The organism is Iamia sp. SCSIO 61187 (assembly GCF_019443745.1).
GTDB lineage: Bacteria > Actinomycetota > Acidimicrobiia > Acidimicrobiales > Iamiaceae > Iamia.
Genome location: NZ_CP050948.1, coordinates 4,722,814 through 4,741,999, shown reverse-complemented (window position 1 = coordinate 4,741,999; position 19,186 = coordinate 4,722,814). Strand labels below are relative to the sequence as shown.

At 74.4% G+C, this 19,186-nt stretch carries 18 protein-coding genes; 9 read left to right on the top strand and 9 right to left on the bottom strand.

The genetic code is table 11. The annotated features are described in order from the left end of the window. Positions 1-44 precede the first annotated feature (44 nt). On the bottom strand, positions 45-860 hold the full coding sequence (locus HC251_RS22845) for a sulfite exporter TauE/SafE family protein (protein ID WP_219942928.1): 816 nt from the start codon (positions 858-860) through the stop codon (positions 45-47). Between the two features lie 122 nt (positions 861-982). On the opposite strand from HC251_RS22845, the gene HC251_RS22840 reads away from it, so the two are divergent. From HC251_RS22840 to HC251_RS22815, 6 genes are all read left to right on the top strand, one after another. Next, on the top strand, positions 983-1,831 hold the full coding sequence (locus tag HC251_RS22840; RefSeq protein ID WP_219942927.1) for a 3-hydroxyacyl-CoA dehydrogenase family protein: 849 nt from the start codon (positions 983-985) through the stop codon (positions 1,829-1,831). Between the two features lie 283 nt (positions 1,832-2,114). Continuing rightward, entirely contained in the window at positions 2,115-2,900 is a 786-nt protein-coding gene (locus HC251_RS22835; RefSeq protein WP_219942926.1) for a hypothetical protein, read from the top strand. 16 nt (positions 2,901-2,916) lie between these two features. Then, complete coding sequence (gene aat, locus HC251_RS22830) at positions 2,917-3,618, top strand: leucyl/phenylalanyl-tRNA--protein transferase (RefSeq protein ID WP_219942925.1); 702 nt, start codon at positions 2,917-2,919, stop codon at positions 3,616-3,618. A gap of 232 nt (positions 3,619-3,850) precedes the next feature. Next, the gene (locus HC251_RS22825; protein ID WP_219942924.1) at positions 3,851-4,297 is read left to right on the top strand and encodes a diguanylate cyclase domain-containing protein; all 447 of its coding nucleotides are present in this window, start codon (positions 3,851-3,853) and stop codon (positions 4,295-4,297) included. A 115-nt stretch (positions 4,298-4,412) separates the two neighbouring features. After that, entirely contained in the window at positions 4,413-5,219 is an 807-nt protein-coding gene (locus HC251_RS22820; RefSeq protein WP_219942923.1) for a diguanylate cyclase domain-containing protein, read from the top strand. Between the two features lie 376 nt (positions 5,220-5,595). Then, positions 5,596-6,666 carry an IS110 family transposase gene (locus HC251_RS22815; RefSeq protein ID WP_370651249.1) on the top strand — a complete coding sequence of 357 codons (1,071 nt, stop codon included), beginning with the start codon at positions 5,596-5,598 and terminating at the stop codon, positions 6,664-6,666. A 116-nt stretch (positions 6,667-6,782) separates the two neighbouring features. On the opposite strand, the gene HC251_RS22810 is transcribed toward HC251_RS22815, so the two are convergent. From HC251_RS22810 to HC251_RS22790, 5 genes are all read right to left on the bottom strand, one after another. Then, on the bottom strand, positions 6,783-7,955 hold the full coding sequence (locus tag HC251_RS22810; RefSeq protein WP_219942922.1) for a CaiB/BaiF CoA-transferase family protein: 1,173 nt from the start codon (positions 7,953-7,955) through the stop codon (positions 6,783-6,785). A gap of 97 nt (positions 7,956-8,052) precedes the next feature. Beyond that, entirely contained in the window at positions 8,053-8,490 is a 438-nt protein-coding gene (locus HC251_RS22805) for a hypothetical protein (protein ID WP_255566530.1), read from the bottom strand. Positions 8,491-8,523: 33 nt separating this feature from the next. Further along, on the bottom strand, positions 8,524-9,549 hold the full coding sequence (locus tag HC251_RS22800; protein WP_219942921.1) for a metallophosphoesterase: 1,026 nt from the start codon (positions 9,547-9,549) through the stop codon (positions 8,524-8,526). Positions 9,550-9,628: 79 nt separating this feature from the next. Continuing rightward, on the bottom strand, positions 9,629-10,771 hold the full coding sequence (dusB, locus tag HC251_RS22795) for a tRNA dihydrouridine synthase DusB (protein ID WP_219942920.1): 1,143 nt from the start codon (positions 10,769-10,771) through the stop codon (positions 9,629-9,631). Further along, positions 10,768-11,403 carry a nucleoside triphosphate pyrophosphatase gene (locus HC251_RS22790; RefSeq protein WP_219942919.1) on the bottom strand — a complete coding sequence of 212 codons (636 nt, stop codon included), beginning with the start codon at positions 11,401-11,403 and terminating at the stop codon, positions 10,768-10,770. Before HC251_RS22790 ends, dusB begins: the two co-directional genes overlap by 4 nt. A 97-nt stretch (positions 11,404-11,500) precedes the next feature. On the opposite strand from HC251_RS22790, the gene HC251_RS22785 reads away from it, so the two are divergent. Further along, the gene (locus HC251_RS22785; RefSeq protein WP_219942918.1) at positions 11,501-13,570 is read left to right on the top strand and encodes a hypothetical protein; all 2,070 of its coding nucleotides are present in this window, start codon (positions 11,501-11,503) and stop codon (positions 13,568-13,570) included. Positions 13,571-13,631: 61 nt separating this feature from the next. On the opposite strand, the gene HC251_RS22780 is transcribed toward HC251_RS22785, so the two are convergent. Together HC251_RS22780 and HC251_RS22775 are read right to left on the bottom strand one after the other, a co-directional pair. After that, the gene (locus HC251_RS22780) at positions 13,632-13,823 is read right to left on the bottom strand and encodes a hypothetical protein (protein ID WP_219942917.1); all 192 of its coding nucleotides are present in this window, start codon (positions 13,821-13,823) and stop codon (positions 13,632-13,634) included. After that, a complete protein-coding gene (locus HC251_RS22775) occupies positions 13,823-15,373 on the bottom strand; it encodes an acyl-CoA carboxylase subunit beta (RefSeq protein WP_219942916.1) in 1,551 nt (516 codons plus the stop codon). The genes HC251_RS22780 and HC251_RS22775 overlap by 1 nt, the downstream gene beginning before the upstream one ends. 105 nt (positions 15,374-15,478) lie before the next feature. Between HC251_RS22775 and HC251_RS22770 the strand changes: the two genes are divergently transcribed. Next, positions 15,479-16,231 carry a maleylpyruvate isomerase N-terminal domain-containing protein gene (locus HC251_RS22770; RefSeq protein WP_219942915.1) on the top strand — a complete coding sequence of 251 codons (753 nt, stop codon included), beginning with the start codon at positions 15,479-15,481 and terminating at the stop codon, positions 16,229-16,231. A 212-nt stretch (positions 16,232-16,443) separates the two neighbouring features. Next, positions 16,444-17,532 carry an ATP-dependent DNA ligase gene (locus tag HC251_RS22765; protein WP_219942914.1) on the top strand — a complete coding sequence of 363 codons (1,089 nt, stop codon included), beginning with the start codon at positions 16,444-16,446 and terminating at the stop codon, positions 17,530-17,532. A gap of 74 nt (positions 17,533-17,606) precedes the next feature. Here the strand turns inward: HC251_RS22765 and HC251_RS22760 are convergent, their stop codons facing one another. Beyond that, positions 17,607-18,761, bottom strand: coding sequence for a sorbosone dehydrogenase family protein (locus HC251_RS22760; RefSeq protein ID WP_219942913.1), 1,155 nt, complete (start codon positions 18,759-18,761; stop codon positions 17,607-17,609). Positions 18,762-19,186: the final 425 nt, after the last annotated feature.

The following is a 19,186-nucleotide window of genomic DNA, read 5'->3' as shown; positions in this document are numbered from 1 at the left end:
GCGCAGCCGACACGGTCAGGGTGGTGGGTGCGAGGCCGGCGTCGTCAGGTGTCGTCGTCGTCGGCCGGGCGGGCGGTGACGGCCAGCCGGGCGGCGACGATCACCAGGAGGGCGGCGAAGAGCAGGGCCGACAGCGTCGGGTCCAGGTCGAGCGACAGCTGCGACGCCCCCACGGCCGAGACCACCCCGGCCAGGCCGACCACGACGCCGGGGCGCAGCGCGGTGAGGCCCGACCTCCGGTTCCGCAGGGTGCCGACGATGGCGGTCGGGATGATGACCACCAGCGAGGTGCCCTTGGCCAGCACCAGCGGGAGCCCGAGGCCGAGGGTCAGGGCGGGCACGATGACGATCCCGCCGCCCACGCCGAACAGACCGGCCAGGATGCCGGCGGTCAGGCCGAGGCCGACGAGGGCGACGATGGCGCCGAGGTCGAGCTCGGCCCGCCCGGCGCCGTCGGCCTCCCCCCCGACGGCCAGCCGCACCGCCGTGACCACCATCAGCGCCGCGAACGCCAGCTGGAGCACCGGCGCCGAGATCGACGCCAGCCAGCGGGTGCCGATCACCGCCCCCACCAGTGCGCCGATGGCCACCAGGGCCGCCGCCGCCAGGTCGACCTCGCCGGCGGTGGCGTAGCCCACCGCCCCGGCCAGCGAGATGGGGACGATGGCGGTCAGCGAGGTGCCGGTGGCGAGCTTGGGCGGGAACCGGGCCAGCAGGGTGAGGGCGGGCACGACGACGACGCCCCCGCCCACGCCGAACAGGCCGGAGGTGAACCCGGCCACGAGCCCGGCCCCGACCACGGCCCCCCACGGGATGGCCTCCCGCTCGGGCTGGGCCGGGGCGGGAGCGGCGGTCGTCACCCGCCCACGTTGGGCCGGGCTGGTCGATGCGCGCAACGGGAGCCGATCACGAACGGTCGGGCTGGGCGATGTGCGGGCCGCCATTGGGAACGCCGGGTTACCGATCGGTAGCCTCGTCGCCCATGGCCATCCAGACCGTCGGCATCGTGGGCTCCGGGATCATGGGATCCGGCATCGCGGAGGTGGCGGCCAAGGCCGGCCACACCGTCGTGCTGCGGTCCCGCAAGCAGGAGACGGCCCAGGCCATGGTGGCGGGGCTGGAGAAGAGCCTGGCCAAGCAGGTCGACAAGGGGCGCCTGTCCCCCGAGGACCGCGACGCCGTGCTCGGCCGGGTCAGCGCCACCGACCACATCGGGGACCTGGCCGGCTGCGACCTGGTGATCGAGTCCGTCGTCGAGGACCTCGAGGTCAAGCGGGCCCTCTTCGCCGAGCTCGACGACGTGTGCAAGGCCGAGACCATCCTCGCCACCAACACCTCGACCCTGCCGGTCGTCGAGATGGCCGTCGCCACCCGCCGCCCCGACCAGGTGGTCGGCGTGCACTTCTTCAACCCGGCCCCGATGATGAGCCTGGTCGAGGTCATCGCCCCGCTCACCGCCTCCGAGGCCACCGTCGAGGCCGTCACCGCCTTCGCCTCGGCCTGCGGCAAGGACCCGGTGCAGGTGAAGGACCGGGCCGGCTTCATCGTCAACGCCCTGCTGTTCCCGTACCTCAACAACGCGGTCCGGATGCTCGAGAACGGCACCGCCAGCCGTGACGACATCGACGCGGCCATGAAGGGCGGCTGCAACTTCCCGATGGGGCCGCTGGCCCTGCTCGACCTGGTCGGCCTCGACACCTCCCTGTCGATCCTCGAGGCGCTCTACGCCGAGTTCGCCGACCCGAACTACAGCCCGGCCCCCGCCCTCCGCCGCCTCGTCGCCGCCGGCCACCTCGGCCGCAAGTCCGGCCAGGGCTTCTACGAGTACTGACCCTCTCGTCGGAGATCTCGCTTCGCTCGATCTCCTCCTCGAACTCAGGGGGCTCGCTGCGCTCGCGCCGTTCTGACGGCCTCCGCCTCGTTCCTCGCCTCCGGCCGTCCCTCCTGGGGGGAGACCCCCAGACCCCCAGCGGCTACGCCGGGCGACGGGTCCTCGGTGCTGCTCGCCCGGTCTCGTCGCCGGGCCTGGTCGAGGACCCCGCCCCATCTGATGGTGGATCGGCATGCGCCGGCGGATCTGATCGGGGGATCGCTGTGGGGGCAGGATGCGGGGCGTGGAGCCGACGTCTGACCCCCAGGCCGACCAGGAGCTGGCCCGGGCGCTGGGCGAGGCGACCGGGGGCGACGAGCGGCTGAGCGCCGGGCAGCTCCGCCGCATCGCCGCCCTGGCCGGACGATCGGCCCGGGCCGCCGGCGGCCGGGCGGTGGCGTCCGGGCGGTGGCTGGCCGACGTCGCCGTCGACGTCCCCGCCCACATCCCCCTCCGCGACCTGGCGACGCTGCGCGCCCACCACGACGGGCTGTCGGGCTCCTACCTGGCCCGCCCGCTCATCCGGAACGCCAGCCTGGCGTCGGGTGCCGTCGGGGCGTCGACCGGAGCGCTGGCGGCGGCGTCCCAGGCCAGCCCGGCGACGTGGGCCACGCTGCCGCTCGAGCTGGCCGTGGAGACGCTCATCGTCGTCGCCGTCGAGATGAAGCTGGCCGGCGAGCTCCACGAGGCCGCCGGCTACCGGGTCGCCCACGACCTGCGCGCCCACGGCCCCCTGCTGGCCCGGGCCTGGTCCGAGACCCGGGGCATCGACCCCGACGACCTGGCCCGGCTCGTCCGCCCCGGCGGCACGGGGATGGCGGCCCAGGCGGCATCGGAGATGCTGGGGCGGTCGGCGCGGGACCAGCTGGCCCTCCAGATCCGTCGGCGGCTGATGCGCCGCGCCGGGCGGAACACGGTCACCTTCGTGCCGCTGCTCGCCGGGGCCGTGGCCGGCGGCGAGCTCAACCGCCGGCTGACCCGCCGCTTCGGCGTCGACATGGCCCGCACCCTCGGCATCCCGCCCCCGTGACCCCCGGCGCGACGTGATGGGCGCGGTGGACCCGGGGCCGTCGCGGTGGGCCTTCGGCTCGCCCCTCGAGGCCGACCCCGAGGGGCCGGTGGCCATCGGCGCCGACCTCGAGCCGGCCACGATCCTCGCCGCCTACCGGGCCGGCGTCTTCCCCATGCCGGTCCACCGCGGGCGCACGCTCGCCTGGTGGTCGCCCGACCCCCGGGGGATCATCCCCCTCGACGGGCTGCACGTCAGCCGGTCGCTGGCCCGGTCGGTCCGCCGGTACCGCACCACGGTCGATGCCGCCTTCGACGTGGTGATGGCCAGCTGCGCCGACCCCCGGCGCCCGGGGGGGTGGATCACCCGCGGCGTCCGTCGGGCCTACTCCCGTCTCCACGAGCTGGGCTGGGCCCACAGCGTCGAGGCGTGGACCGAGGACGGACGTCTGGCCGGGGGGCTCTACGGGGTGTCCATCGGCGGCCTGTTCGCCGGCGAGTCGATGTTCCACCGCGAGACCGACGGTTCGAAGGTCGCCCTGGTCGGGTTGGTCGACCGGCTGCGCGACGGCGGGGCCACGCTGCTCGACGTCCAGTGGACGACGCCCCACCTGGCCTCGCTGGGTGCCGTCGACGTGCCCCGGTCGGGGTACCTGGCCCGGCTGGCCGCCGCCGTCGACCGCCCGCCGCCGGCGTCCCTGGCCCGCCCCGACCGGCCGCCGCCGCCCTCCCGCCCCTGATCGGTCGACGGGCCCGCCCGACACCTCCCGCACGAGGCGCCGGACGGACCCGCACGACCGACCCGGTCGACGAGGGTGACGGTACGCACGTCCCATCCCCCTCACATGAGTAGTGACTACGCAACCCCGGCGGGCGCCCGGTCCCCCTGGTCGGCGGGGAACCTCCGGGGATGCGCCCGAGGGTGGCAAGATCACGGGTGCGACGCCGACCCCCGGCGGCCACGGGAGAGCCATGACCACCGATCAACTCGTCTCCGATCCGATCTCGGGCCTCTTCAGCGAGGCGATGCTGCGGGCCCTCCTGCCCTCACGGGTGGCCACGGCCCGCCGCACCCTCCGCCAGCTGGGGCTCATCCTCGTGTCGGTGACCGGCGGACCCACCCCCGACGAGGTCGCCGCCGAGGTGCGCCGGGCCATCCGCGACTCCGACATGGCCGCCCGCCTCGACGACGGCACCGTGGCCATCGTGCTGGAGTTCACGCCCAGCGACGGCTGCCTGGTCGTCGTCGAGCGGCTCCAGCGCCAGATCGCCGCCGACCACCCCGACGCCCACATGCGCTCGGGGATCGCCTGCTACCCGGCCCACGCCATCTCGGCCGAGGAGCTCGTCGACGTCGCCCAGCAGGCCCTGGCCCGGGCCCACGACGGCAGCGTGGCCATCGCCCCCATCCCCGATTGACCGAGGACAGTGGGCGCTCCGGGGGTGCGCCAGTCTCTTCGGGCGCCCGGACGAGCCGCCCCACCCGACCGGGCCGAGTGCTTGAGTCCGGGGTGATGCGGCCGATGCTCATCGCGTGACGCATCGTGCTGCTCCGGGGGTGATCTCCGGCTGCCTCGGGCTCGTCCTGGCGGTGCTCGCCATGACCACCGAGCAGGCCTGGCTGGCCGGGGCGGCCGGCGTGGCCGCGCTGGCCGCCGGCCTCTTCACGCTCGGGCTCGCCGACCGCCTGGCCCGGGCCCGGGCCCAGGCCGACGCGGCCCAGGGCGAGGCCGAGGCGGCCCGGGCCGAGAGCGCCGACATGGCTGCCCGCGCCGCCCACTTCGAGGCCGAGGCCCTCCTGGCCCGCCAGCACGCCCCGGTCGACGTCACCGGCGGCGGCGCCGGGTCCGTGCCCTCGGCCGCCGACCTCACCCGGGTCACCGACGTCGAGACCGGCCTGTTCAACACCGCCTTCTTCGCGGTGACGCTCGACAAGCGGGTGTCCGCCGCCCGGCGCGGCCTCCGACCGCTGGCCCTGGCCCTGCTCGAACCGGTCACCGGCGTCGCCGACGACGACCCGTCGCCCGCGGTCGGTCGCCCCGTGGCCGACTGCCTCGTCGAGACCCTCCGGGACTCCGACATCGCCTGCCGGCTCGACGCCGGCCTGGTCGCCGTCATCCTCGAGGACACCCCCGAGAACGGCGCCGTGTGGACCGTCGAGCGGGTGCGCCGACGCCTGGCGGCCAGCGCCGGCGGCGTGACCCTCCGCGCCGGGATCGCCTGCTACCCGGCCCACGCCTTCGACGCCGAGGAGCTCTTCGGCGCCGCCCAGGACGCTCTCGTCGCCGCCCGCGACTGGCGCCAGGACCGCATCGAGGTCGCCCTCCTGCCGGATGAGTAGGTCTCGTCACTCGCTCGGCTGCGCCTCGCTCCGCTCCTCGAGCTGAAGGTGCCTCGCTGCGCTCGGCGCTGAAGACCTTCCCAGCGGCGGAGCCCTCGTCCCTCGGGCCCACGCCGCTTCGTGTGGGGGAGACCCCCACGCCCCAGCGGCGGTGATGATGTGGGTGGAGAGGCCCCTCCGGGCGGTCTGACTCTCCCAGCGGCTGACCTTCCCTTGTGGGGGTGTCTTGGCGCAGATCTGTCGGCCGCCCGGGGGGCTTCTCCGGTTGCGCCTGCTGGCTTGGCGTCCGTGACTTCATAGGAGCCTGGCCTGGTCCCATCACCGTCTTGTCCGCGTTGCCGGCTGGCGGGCGCTGTCCCTCGAACAAGGAGCAGCAATGGTGACCACGATGACAGACGACCCGGTGCGCGTCACGGGCGGCGTCGATACCCACAAGCACGTCCATGTGGCCGCCGCCCTCGATGGCCGGGGCGGGGTGTTGGGGGTGAGGGAGTTCCCGGCCACGGGTGCAGGTCATGTCGATCTGCGGGGTTGGTTGGGCTCGTTCGGGACCGTGGACGCTGTCGGGGTCGAAGGAACTGGGTCCTGGGGGGCCGGGTTGTGTCGATCGCTGCGCGAGGCCCAGGTCACCGTCCATGAGGTCTGGCGCCCGAACCGTCAACGTCGTCGCAGGACCGGCAAGTCCGACCCTGCCGATGCTGTGGCGGCTGCCCGGGCTGTTCAGGCCGGTGACGGCCTGGCGGTCCCGAAGGACCGGACCGGGCCTGCTGAGGCCGCCCGTCTCGCTCGCATCAGCCGAGACTCGCTCACCCGGGAGCTCACCAAGCTGGCCAACCAGATCCACGCGGTGATCGACAGCACCGCCTCGGAGACGCTCCGAGACCGCTATCGGCACAAGACGATCTCGCAGATCGCCACCGAGGCCGCCCGGTCCCGCCCGGGGGGCGAGGTCACGAACCCCGACGTCATGGCCGCCATCACCCTGCGGCGCCTTGCTCGGCGGTGGCTCGCAGCCAGCGTCGAACGCGACGAGGTCGACATCGACTTGAAGGTCATCGTCGAAGCCGCCGCCCCCCAACTGCTCGATGAGCCCGGCATCGGCGTCGATGTTGCGTCGGTCTTCATCGTCAGCCTCGGCGACAACCCCGACCGCATGGCCACCGACGCAGCAGCCGCAGCCGCCTGGGGCGCCAGCCCCGTCGATGCCAGCAGCGGCCTCCACCAGCGACACCGGCTCAACCGCGGCGGCGACCGCCAAGCCAACCGGGCCCTCTACATCGTCGCCCTGTGCCGCATGCGATGGGACCCCACCACCCAGGCCTACATCGCCCGCCGAATCGCCGAGGGAAAGACCAAGAAGGAAGCGATCCGCGCCCTCAAACGCCACCTCGCCCGCCGCATCTGGCGCCTCCTCACACAAACCCCCGCCCCCTGCCCCTCGCCTTGACATCCATAGGAGCATCTGCGCCGGGCGGCTGGGCCTCGCGGGAGACGCGGCCGGGTCGGCGGCATGGGCCGTCTGGGGCGAAGACCTGGTCAGCTCGGCCGCACCCGCTTCAGGGGTCAGACGGCGGCGCCGGGGAGCGGGGGGTCGTCTCGTGCGTCGAGCTCGGCCTTGACTGCTTCGGTGTCGGCGCCGAGGGGACGGCCGGCCCAGCGGAGGCGGCCGGGGGTGGCCGACAGGCGGGCGATCAGGCCCTGCATGGGCACGCCGTCGAGCACGGGCAGGGCGTCGCGGGCCGCCAGGTGGGGGTCGGCCAGGATGTCGCCCATGGTGTGGACCGGCGCGGCGGCGGCGTGGGCCGCCTCGAAGGCGGTGAGCACCTCGTCGGCGTCGCGCTCGGCGACCCAGGCCCCCAGGGCCTCGTCGACCATCTCGCGGTGCTCGACGCGGGCCGCGAACGAGGCGACGCGAGGGTCGCCGCCCAGGCCGATCAGCTCCATGACCCGCTGGGCCACCGACTCGGCCGACGTGCTGATCGCCACCCACCTCCCGTCGCCGGCCTCGTAGGTGCCGCGGGGCACCGAGTAGGGGATGCCCGACCCGAGGCGGGGCTGGTCGTAGTCGAGGAGGGCCTTGGCGCCGGGCAGCGGGCCCATCATCTGCAGCAGCGACTCGTAGAGGTTGACGTCGACGACCTGGCCCACCCCGGTGTGGACCGCGGCCAGGGTGGCGAAGGCGGCGACGACGGCGGTGATCTCGTCGGTCAGGGCGATCGGGGGGAGCAGCGGGCCGCCGTCGGGCTCGCCGTTCACGCCGGCAAACCCGCTCATGGCCTCGGCCAGGGTGGCGAAGCCCGGCCGCCCGGCGTAGGGCCCGTCCTGGCCGAAGCCGGTGACCCGGGTGACCACCAGGCGGGGGTTGGCGGCGATGAGGTCGTCGGGTCCGAGGCCGAGCCGCTCGAGGGTCCCGGGCCGGAAGTTCTCCACCAGCACGTCGGCGGTGGCGAGCAGCCGTCGCATCACGGCGAGGTCGTCCGGGTCCTTGAGGTCGAGCACGATGGCCCGCTTGTTGCGGCCCTCGTACTTCCACCAGAGGGTGACGTCGTCGGCCGGGTCCCGCCACCCCATGGCCCGGGTCGTGTCGCCCCCGTCGGGCCGCTCGACCTTGATCACGTCGGCCCCGAAGTCGCCCAGGTAGCGGGCGCAGCCCGGCCCGGCCACCACGGTGGAGCAGTCGACCACGCGCAGGCCCGTCAACGGCCCGTCGGCGAAGCGGTCCCGGCTCTCGTCCACCGACCGATGTTCGCCGCTCTCGCCGCCGGCGGCGAACTCTGGACGGCAACCGCACCATGCTGCGGGGTGCCGGCCAAGGTTGGAGGGGAGGCCGACGTCAGGGGCGGGACTCGTGGTGGCGGCGGCCCTTGGTCCGGCGGTCCTCCTTCATCTCCGACTCGAACACGTGGCGCCGCCCCGCCATGAGGTCGTCGCGGATGCGTCGCTCCTGGTCGCGGGCGTCGCTCCAGTAGCCGTCGTCGAAGTCCTCGACGAGCTGGAACGTCCACCGCCCCTCGATGACGTTGCGGCCCACGACCGCCTCGCGGAGCCCGTCGGCCTGGGCGGCGTGGCCGGCGTCGTCGAGCATGTCGGCGGCCTCGCCGAACAGGAGGTCGGCGTGGCCGAGCAGCTGGTGCAGCTCGTAGAGGTGGCCGCGCGCCCGCTCGACCCACTCCATGGCCTCGCTGACCTTGCCCACGGCCTCGACGGTGGCGTCGTCGACCCGGTCGGGGCGGCGGTGGGGGTCGTCGGGCGGGAGATCCTGGGCGGACATGGCCGCCGCACTATCCACCCCGCGGCGGGGCACTCAGCGGTCGAGGGTGACCACGAGGTTGCGGTCCGCGAGGGTGCCGAAGGCGTACTCGGCGTAGAGGCCGGCGTACATGTGGCGGGTCGACTCGCTCCAGACCAGGGCCTCGGGGGTCGAGATCCGGTGGAACACCTGGAGGATGCCGCCCTCGTGCACCCGGTACTCGGCCCACGCCCCCGGGTAGTCCTTCACGCAGCTGACCTCGATCCAGGGCACGTCACCGGTGGCGGCGAAGCGGCGGACCCGGTTGCGGTGGGTGTGGCCGGCGGTCACGGCCACGATGCGGGGCCGGCGGGCGACCACCTCGACGAGCCGCTCCGAGTCGTCGGGGGTGATGCCGAAGTACCGCTCGGGGCGCTCGGCCGAGTCCGGGTTCCAGGCGTGGTGGTGGCCCATCACCACGACCGGCCGGTCGGCGTCGGCGGCGAGGGCGTCGAGCTGGTCCAGCTGGTCGGCGTCGAGCCCGCCGTACTCGACCCCGTCGACCGACGTGTCGAGCACCACGATGCGGACGCCCGGGAGGTCGACGGTCTGCACGGGCGTCGCCCCCCGCTGGAGGTGCTGGTGCGATTCGTGGTTGCCCCGCACCCAGGTCAGGCGGTCGGCGAGGGGGGCGTAGGCGGCGAGGAAGGCGTCGACCTCGGCGTCGGTGCCGGCGGCGGTGAGGTCGCCCTTGACGATGACGGCATCGGGGTCGAGGGCACCGATCTCGGCCACGGCCCCGCCGTTCATCACCTCGGGGTACGGCGGGTCGCCGGGGGCGACGGAGAAGGTCGGCCCCATGTCGGTGCCGTCGATGACGCCGCACACCGTCTCGCCGAAGTGGACGTCGTTGACGGTGGCGACCACGCTCAGCAGCTCGCCCGGCTCGGGCAGGGTGCGGAAGGCGTAGCCGTCGATGTCGTGCTCGGCGTCGGGCTCCAGGTCGTCGTAGCGGCGGACAGCGGTGCCGACGTGGACGACGGCGTGCCGGCTGGCCACCGTCGTCAGCTCGCCGATCGACTCCACCGGGATCGTCGTCACGGCCGCAACCTAGGGCGAGCGCGGTGGCATCCGTCGGGTGTCCATCCCACATCTGCCACCGAGATCGCCGGGGGTGGGGTCAGCCGCCGGAGAGGGCGGCCTCGGCGTCGCGGCCCGGAGGGGTCGGGTCGTCGACGCGAGCGAACCACCCGTCGGGGACCGTGACCCGCCGGGGGCCGCCGGTGTGGCCTCGGACGGTGCGCTCGGAGCCGGGCTGCACGACGAGGTCGGGGTCGAGGGCGTCGAGGCGCGCGTTCATCTCCTCGATCGAGGCCACCTGCGACAGCGCCCGGCGCACCTCGCCCCCGACGGGGTAGCCGGCCAGGTACCAGCCGGTGTGCTTGCGCACCTCGCGCGCCCCCCGCACGGGGCCGAAGACCTCGACGAGCAGGTCGGCGTGGCGACGGAGGACGGCGACGGCCTCGCCCAGCCGGGGCGTGGGGGCCACCGGCCGGCCGGCCAGGGCGTCGGCCAGGTCGCGGAACAGCCACGGCTTGCCCAGGCACCCCCGCCCGACCACGACGCCGTCGCAGCCCGTCTCGGCTATCATCCGCACGGCGTCGCCGCCCTCGAGGATGTCGCCGTTGCCGAGGACCGGGATCGTCGTGACGGTCTCCTTGAGGCGGGTGATGGCCGACCAGTCGGCGGCGCCGGAGTACAGCTGCTCGGCGGTGCGGGCGTGGAGGGCGACGGCGGCGGCGCCGGCGTCCTCGGCGATGCGCGCCGCCTCGAGGTAGGTGAGGCGCTCGTCGTCGATGCCCATGCGCATCTTGACCGTGAACGGCACCGGCCCGGCGGCCCCCACCGAGGCCTCGACGATGGCGCCGAAGAGGACCCGTCGGACGGGCAGGGCCGAGCCGCCGCCCTTGCGGGTGACCTTGGTGGCCGGGCAGCCCACGTTGAGGTCGATGTGCTCGACCCCGTGGTCGCCCACGAGGATCCGCACCGCCTCGGCCATCACGCCGGGGTCGACGCCGTACAGCTGGACGCTCCGCGGCCGCTCGTCGGGGTCGAACCGGACCATGTCGAGGGTGCGGGCGTTGCCCTCGACCAGGGCCCGGGCCGTGATCATCTCGCTGACGTAGAGACCGGCGCCGAAGTCCCGGCACAGCCGCCGGAAGGCCCGGTTCGTCACCCCCGCCATGGGGGCGAGGACGACGGGCGCGTCGAGCTCCAGCGGGCCGATCCGCAGGCCGCGGGTCACGGTCCCGACGGCGGTCACGGCGCGTCGTCCCAGAGGTCGACGATCGAGATGTCGAGCCGGCCCAGCAGGTCCCGCAGCAGCGGCAGGGAGAGGCCGACCACGTTGGTGTGGTCGCCGACGATGCCCTCGACCCACGGGGCCGAGCGGCCGTCGAGCGTGAAGCTGCCCGCGACCCGGAGCGGTTCGCCGGTGGCGACGTAGGCATCGATCTCGGCGTCGGTCATCGACGCGAACCGGACCGTGGTCTGGGCCACGCCGTGGACGAAGCGCCCGTCGGTGGCGGCCACGACGTGGTGGCCGGTGCGCAGGACGCCCTCGCCGCCGCGCACGGCCCGGATCCGCTCCACCGCCTCGGCCGGGCTCGCCGGCTTGCCCCACGTCGTCCCGTCGATGGTGAACAGCGAGTCGCAGCCCACCACCACGGTGGGCTGGGCCGGCTCGGCCGCCGGCTCCCGCCCGGCCACGACGGCGTCGGCCTTGGCCCGGGCGAGGGCGCTGACCAGGACGTCGGGCTCGGCGGTGCCGATCTCGGCGGTCAGGGCGTCCTCGTCCACGTCGCTGACGACGACCTCGGGCTCGATGCCGGCGCTGCGCAGGAGGGCGAGGCGGGCGGGGGAGGCGGAGGCGAGCACGAGGTGGGCGGCGGGCACCGCCCCATGATGGCGTCCCACCGCCCGTCCTCCGACGTCCGCCGCCGGCCGGCCCGCAGCCCGAGCGGCCCGCCGCACCCGTTGGTAGGTTGCCGCCGTGGCGGACGGCGTGTCGTTGGCCTCCTACGGGCTCGGCACCCTCGGCCTGGGTGCGGCCTTCGCAGCGTTGGGGTGGGGGGCGAGGTCGGTGGTCCGGTCCCTGCTGCCCGGGTGGCGGGCTGCCCCCACCGCCCTGGCCACGGCGGTCCTCGCCCTCGCCGGTGGCCTCGGCGTGGCCCAGGCCGCCGGGGCGGTCGGCCTCCTGCGACCGGCGGTCGTGCTGGTCAGCCAAGGGGTGGTCGGGGTGGCCACCGGTCTCGTGGCCCGCCGGCGAGGACCGGCCGAGGCGGTCGGGCCCTCGGGGGACCGGGCCGCCGCCGGGGGTCGGGACGACGCCGTCGGGCCGACGGCGGACGGCCACGAGGATGTGCTCGCCGGACGGAACCGGTGGGAGGTGGGGGCCGCCGTCGTGGCGCTCGGGGTGCTGGTCACCCAGTGGGTGAGCCACACCCTCGACGCCGTCGGCCGGGGCATGGTCCACCCCGACACCCTCTGGTACCACATGCCGTTCTCGACCCGGTTCGCCCAGGAGGGCGCCTTCCCGACCCTCGACGGCGTCGGCTACGAGGCGGCCCGGTGGTTCCCCTTCGACTCCCACCTGCTGCACACCGTGCTCCTGATGCCCTACGGGCGCGACTGGCTCTCGCCCTACGTCAACCTGGCCTGGCTGGCGCTGGCCCTGCTGGCGGCGTGGTGCATCGGCGAGCGTCGCCACGCCGGGCCGCTCGCGCTGGTGTGGGCCTCGGTCGCCACCGGACTTCCGATCCTGGCCGCCACCCACCCGGGGCAGGCCTCGACCGACATGGCGTGCAGCGCCCTGCTCCTCGCCGCCCTGGCCCTCATCCTCGAGAGCCGGTGGCGCCCGGCGCCGCTCGCCCTGGCCGGGGCGGCGGCCGGCCTCGCCCTCAGCACCAAGGTGTCGCTCGCGGTGCCGGTGGCCGTCCTCGTGCTCCTCGTGGTGGCCGTGACGGCGGGGATCCGCCGGAGCGCGCCGGCGACGATCGCATGGCTGGCGGGCTCGTTCGCCACCGGGACCTTCTGGTTCGGTCGCAACTGGGTCATCACCGGCAGCCCGCTGCCGTGGTTCGACCTCCCGCCGCCGTTCGGCGAGGCCGTCGCCGACGAGCGGTCGCCGTCGCTCCTCGGAGCGCGAGACGTCGGCCGGGACGTCTGGGACACGATCTACCAGCCCGGCCTCGAGCAGGGCCTCGGTCGGGCCTGGCCGCTGCTGCTGGTGGCGATCGTGCTGGCCGGGCCCGCTCTCGCCGTCCGGGGCCGTGACCGTGCCGAGCGCATCGTCGGCGTCGTGGTCGTCGCCGCCGTCGTGGGCTACCTGGCCACGCCGCTCACCGCCGGCGTCACCTTCGGGTTCAACCTCCGCTACCTGGCCCCGGGCTTCGTGGTGGCCGCGGCGACGGTGCCGCTGCTCGCCCCGCAGGGAGCGCGGGCCCGGCTGGTCGTCGGCGGCGCCGGGCTGGCCCTGGTCGTCGCCGGGGCCACCGAGGGCCACGTCGAGCGGGTCGAGGCCTGGCCCGACGCCACCCCAGCGGCGCTGGTTGCGGTCGCCGTCGCCGGCCTCGCCGCGAGCGCCTTCGTCGTGCTCCGCCGGCGCCACCCGGCCGGCGCCTGGCCCCGTCTCGTCGCCGTCGCCCTCGTGGTGGCGGTGGGCGCGGTGGGCTGGCCTCTCCAGGAGCACCAGGCCGAGCAGCGCTACGTGGACGCCGGGCTCCCGCCCAGCGACGTGCCCATGGAGTCGCTGCGGCACGTCACAGGGGAGCGCGTCGCGCTGTACGGCAGCGTCGAGACCTACCCGCTCTTCGGCCTCGACCTGTCGAACCACGTCGAGCACGGGGCGGCTCCGGCCCGGCGCGACTGCGCCGGGTGGCGCCGGCTCCTCGACGAGCGCTACGACGTCGTCGTCATCGCCGCCTTCGGACTCGTGCCCGACCCCGTCCCCCCGGAGGTCGTCCTGTCCGGAGACCCCGATGCCGTCCTCGTCGCCCGAGACGACGCCGCCTCGGTGTACCGCATCGAGGGCCCGCTCGCCGCCGCCGGCTGCCCGACCTGACCGGGGTCCGCACCACGTCGCGACGTCGGTGGAACCGGACGTGCCAGTGTCGCAGGAGGAGCTACCAGGGCCGACGGCGGCGGAGGGGCACCGGCTTCGACCACCAGCGCCCGCTCCAGCGCCATCGCTGCGGGGCCTCCTCGGCGGCGACGGCCGCACGGGGCCAGGCCCCCTCGATGGCGGCGACGATGGCCGCCGCCTCCTCGTCGGTGGGATCCGGCGTGATGGAGCGGGCCGCCCCGTGCCCGGCCATCAGAGCGGCATGTTCCCGTGCTTGCGGGGCGGGAGCTCCTCGCGCTTGGTCCGCAGCATGGCCAGGCCCTCGACCAGCTTGCGGCGGGTCTCGGCTGGGTCGATGACGTCGTCGACGTAGCCCCGCTCGGCGGCGACGTACGGGTTGCACCACATCTCGGAGTAGTCCTCGACCAGCTCGGCCTTGCGGGCCTCGGGGTCCTCGGCCGCGTTGATCTCGGCCCGGTTGAGGATCTCGACGGCGCCGGTGGCACCCATGACGGCCAGCTCGGCGTTGGGCCAGGCGAAGGCCAGGTCGGCACCGATCGACTTCGAGTTCATCACCACGTAGGCGCCGCCGTAGGCCTTGCGGGTGATGACCTGGATGCGGGGCACGGTGGCCTCGCAGTAGGCGTAGAGGAGCTTGGCCCCGTGGCGGATGATGCCGCCGTGCTCCTGGCCCACGCCGGGCAGGAAGCCGGGGACGTCGACGAAGGTGATGAGCGGGACGTTGAACGAGTCGCACACCCGGACGAAGCGGGCCGCCTTCTCGCTGGAGTCGATGTCGAGGACGCCGGCGTAGAACATCGGGTTGTTGCCGACGATGCCGACGGGCTGGCCGTCGATGCGGGCGAACCCGCACGTGATCGACTGGGCCCACGGGGCGAAGTACTCGACGTAGTCCTCGTCGTCGACGATGACCTCGATGACCTTGCGCATGTCGTAGGGCTGGTTAGGGCTGTCCGGGATCATGGCGGCCAGCTCGTCGCAGCTGCGGTCCGGGTCGTCGGTCGGGACCGCCCGGGGGGCCTCCTCCATGTTGTTGGCGGGGAGGAAGCCGAGGAGGTAGCGGACGTCGTCGAGGACGGCCCGGTCGTCGGCGGCGGTGAAGGCGGCGACACCGGACTTGGCCGAGTGGGCGTGGGCGCCGCCGAGCTCCTGCTGGGTGACGTCCTCGCCGGTCACCGTCTTCACCACGTCGGGGCCGGTGATGAACATGTACGAGGTGTCCTGGACCATGAACACGAAGTCGGTCATGGCCGGGCTGTAGACGGCGCCGCCGGCGCACGGGCCCATGATCACGCTGATCTGCGGGGTGACGCCGGAGGCCTTGACGTTCCGGTAGAAGATCCCGCCGTAGGAGGCGAGGCTGACCGGGCCCTCCTGGATGCGGGCGCCGGCGCCGTCGTTGAGACCGACGACCGGGGCCCCGACCTTCAGGGCCAGGTCCATGACCTTGTGGATCTTCTCGGCGAAGACCTCGCCCAGGGCCCCGCCGAAGAGGGTGAAGTCCTGGCTGAACACGAAGACCTTGCGGCCGTCGACGGTCCCCCACCCGGTGATCACGCCGTCGGTGAGGGGGCGCTCGGGGATCGCCGGGTTGCGGTGCCGGGCGAGCATGTCGAGCTCGTGGAACGAGCCCTCGTCGAGGAAGTACTCGATGCGCTCCCGGGCCAGCATCTTGCCCCGGTCGTGCTGGCGCTGGATGGAGCGCTCGGACCCGGGCTGGCGGGCCTCCTCCTTGAGCTTCGCCAGGTCGGCGATCTGCTCGCTGAGCGGTTGGGCGGTCATGGCTCGGACGTTACGCCGCCGCCGAGCGCTCACGAAACGCCGCCGGCCCGGAGACGGCGCCATCGTCGCGACCGGTGGCCGTGAGGGCCTCGTAGTGTGCCGACGATGGACCCTGCCGCCCACCGCGCCGCCATCGTCAGGGAGGGGGCCGCCCTCGCGTCCGTGCCGGCCTCGGGTCTGGCCGCCGAGGTCCGGGCCTGCCCGGGCTGGGACGTGGCCAAGGTGGTCCGCCACACCGGTCGGGTGCACCGCTGGGCGGCCGGGCACCTCGCCGGGGACGAGGCGCCGAGCGGCGGTCCGCGGCCGCCCGAGGGCGAGGACCTGCTGGCCTGGTACCGCGAGTCGCTCGACCTCCTGCTGGCCGAGCTGGATCGGCACGACCCGTCCGAGCCGGCCTCGACCTTCGCCGGTCCCGCCGACGTGGCCTTCTGGTTCCGGCGCCAGGCCCACGAGATCGCCGTCCACCGTTGGGACGCGGAGGACGCCATCACCCCCGGCGAGGCGGCCCCGTTCGACGCGGTCCAGGCCGCCGACGCCATCGACGAGTGGCTGCACCTGTTCGTCCCCCGGTTCCTGGTCGACAAGGGCGCCGGCACCCCCGCCGACCTGGTCGGCGCCACGCTCCACATCCACTGCACCGACGAGGACCGGGCCGAGGGCGCCGGCGAGTGGCTGCTGCGCCTGACCGCCGAGGGCTGCGAGGTCGAGCGGGCCCACGCCAAGGGCGACGCCGCCCTCCGCGGCCCCGCCTCCGACCTGCTCCTCGCGGTCTGGCACCGGACCGGCCTGGCCGATGTCGACGTCGTCGGCGACGCCGACCGGGCCCAGCAGGTCCTCGACCTGATCCACGTCACCTGAGGGACCCGGCGCGGCCGGCTCCGCCGACCCCGTACCACGTCCTCCGACCCCGCCCGCCGCCCTGACGGCGTCGGCTCCGCCGACCCCGTACCACGTCCTCCGACCCCGCCCGCCGCCCTGACGGCGTCGGCTCCGCCGACCCCGTACCACGTCCTCCGACCCCGCCCGCCGCCCTGACGGCGTCGGCTCCGCCGACCCCCTACCTTCTCTGTGTGGACCTCCCGCTGGACCTGCCGATCACGCCGATGCTGGCCAAGGCCAGTCGCGAGCTGCCACCCGGCGAGGAGGGCGACTGGTGGTTCGAGCCCAAGTGGGACGGCTTCCGGGTGCTGGTCCTGCGCGACGGTGACGAGGTCGAGCTGGCCTCCCGCAACGGGCGGCCCCTCACCCGCTACTTCCCCGAGGTCCTCGAGCCGCTGAAGGCGGCGCTGCCGGACCGGGCGGTGGTCGACGGCGAGATCGTGGTCCCGACGCCCGACGGCCTCGACTTCGACCTCCTCGGCCAGCGCATCCACCCGGCCCAGTCGCGGGTCAACATGCTGGCCGAGCAGACGCCGGCGGAGGTGGTGGCCTTCGACGTCCTCGCCGTGGGCGACGAGAGCCTCATCGACCTCCCCTTCACCGAGCGCCGCCCCCGGCTGGAGGCGGCCATCGCACCGGGGGCCCAGGTCCACCTCAACCAGGGCACCTACGACCGGGAGGTCGCCCACGACTGGTTCGTCCGCTTCGAGGGCGCCGGCCTCGACGGTGTGATCGGCAAGCCGGTCGCCAGCACCTACACGCCCGGCAAGCGGGGCTGGGTGAAGGTCAAGCACCGGCGGACGGCGGACGTCGTCGTCGCCGGGTACCGCCTCCACAAGGACGGCGACGGCGTCGGGTCGCTGCTGCTCGGCATCCACGACGACGACGGGCGCCTCCACAGCGTCGGCGTGGCCGCCTCGTTCAAGGCCGCCGACCGGCGGGCCCTGCTGGCCGAGCTGGCCCCCCTGGTGATCGACCCGTCGGACGACGCCGCCTTCGCCCAGCACCCCTGGAGCGAGTGGATGGACCCCGCCGCCCACGCCGACGGCCGCATGCCCGGCAGCCCGTCGCGCTGGAACGGCAAGAAGGACCTGTCGTTCGTCCCGCTCCGCTGCGAGCGGGTGGCCGAGGTCTCCTACGAGCGGGTCGACCACGGCCGGTTCCGCGCCACCAGCACCTTCGTCCGCTGGCGCCCCGACCGCGACCCCGAGTCGTGCCGCTACGACCAGCTCGAGGTCGTCCCCCCCGTCGAGCTGGCCGAGGTCCTGGGCCGCACCTGATCAGGTGCTCGCGGACCTCGACCGAAACCTCCTGCACGGGCGCGCTCTCGGAGGACGTTCCTGGGATGCTCGCCTCAGCTCGGGGTGATGCGGACGATGCGGTCGCCGGAGCCGTTCGAGGTCCCGATGTAGAGGTTGCCGTCGGGACCGAGGCGCACGGCGCGGATGCGGCCGAAGGTGCCCTGGTAGAGCCGGCGGACCAGGGTGAGCTGGCCGTTCGACTCGGCCCGCATCAGCAGCAGGCTCTGGCCCTTGAGGGTGGCGACGACGAGGTGGTCGTTCCACGCCGCCCACCGCTCGCCGTCGAGCCAGGCGATGCCGGCGGGGGCGACGGTGGGGGAGCCCGAGGACCACCGGGCCCGGACGGCGTCCGGGAACTCGGCCGTGTCGGTCATGGGGACGGCCTCGTTGTAGCCGGGGACCGGGTTCCACCCGAAGTTGCCGCCGGTGCCGCGGTTGACCTCGTCGTCGCGGTCGGGACCGTGCTCGGCCGACCAGAGCAGCCCGTCGCGGGGACGGAAGGCCAGGCCCTGGACGTTGCGGTGGCCGTAGCTGTAGATCCGGCGGGTGGCGACGTTGGCGCTGGTGCGGAACGGGTTGCGCGGGCTGCCGGCACCGGTGTCGGGGTCGACCCGCAGGATCTTGCCGCCCATGCTGGCGAGGGACTGGGGGTTCGTGCCGACGACGGCGTCCCCGGTGCCGACGTAGAGCCGCCGGTACTGGTCGAACTGGAGCCGGCACCCCCCGTGGCGCCCCGACGTGGCGGGGATGCCGGTGACGATCGGCGCCTGGCGGGCCACCGCGGTGCCGGGACCGTTGAACACCCACGGGATGATCCGCACGTCCCGGGCGGTCCCGTCGGTCCAGCCCTGGCAGGTGTAGATGCGCCGGTTGGAGGCGAACTCGGGGTCGACGGCGAGACCCATCAGCCCCGTCTCGCCCGAGACGAAGAGGCCGGACATGTCGGCGCTCACCTGCGTGACGGCACCGCCGGTGGTGCGCTTCATGATCCGTCCGCCGCGCTCGGTCCAGAGCATGGTCCCGGCGGGGGTGAAGGCGATCTCCCAGACGTGGGACCGCCCGGAGACGACCGTCTGGGCCGCCAGGGCCGGCGGCTCGCACCCGGCCAGGCCGGCCCCGGCCACGAGGGCGGCGGTGACGGCGAGGGCGAGGGCCCGCCGGCGGGGGCGCCGCCGGGCGGGGGTGAGGCGGCAGGGGGTCGGGCGCATGGCCCCTCCTCGGGGGATCGGAGGTCCCCCCAGCGTCGCGCGCGTCGTACACCGACGCTCACCGTGGGTTCCCGCCGGCGCAGGCACACCGTCTGTGGCGACAAACTGCCACTTTCCACCACGATCCGTACTTGATCGTGCACGGTGCGTCGACCCGGTCCAGGTCGGGCTTGTGGCGCGCCGGGCGACAGGTGCGCGAACCTGATGACTAGTTCAGAAACCACCCGTTCGAGCCATGGGATTCGCCGCCGGGTTCTTGCACAGTGTGCGCAGCAGGTGGGTGTGACGCAGCGCACGCAATGCACGAACCGCCCATCCGATCATCTTGGTTCGGGGGATCCGAGACGGTCGATCGGTGGTGGAGGCAACTCCACCACCGAGCTGCACCTCGCGGGGGGATCCGGGGGGACCAGGGGGACGAGCAC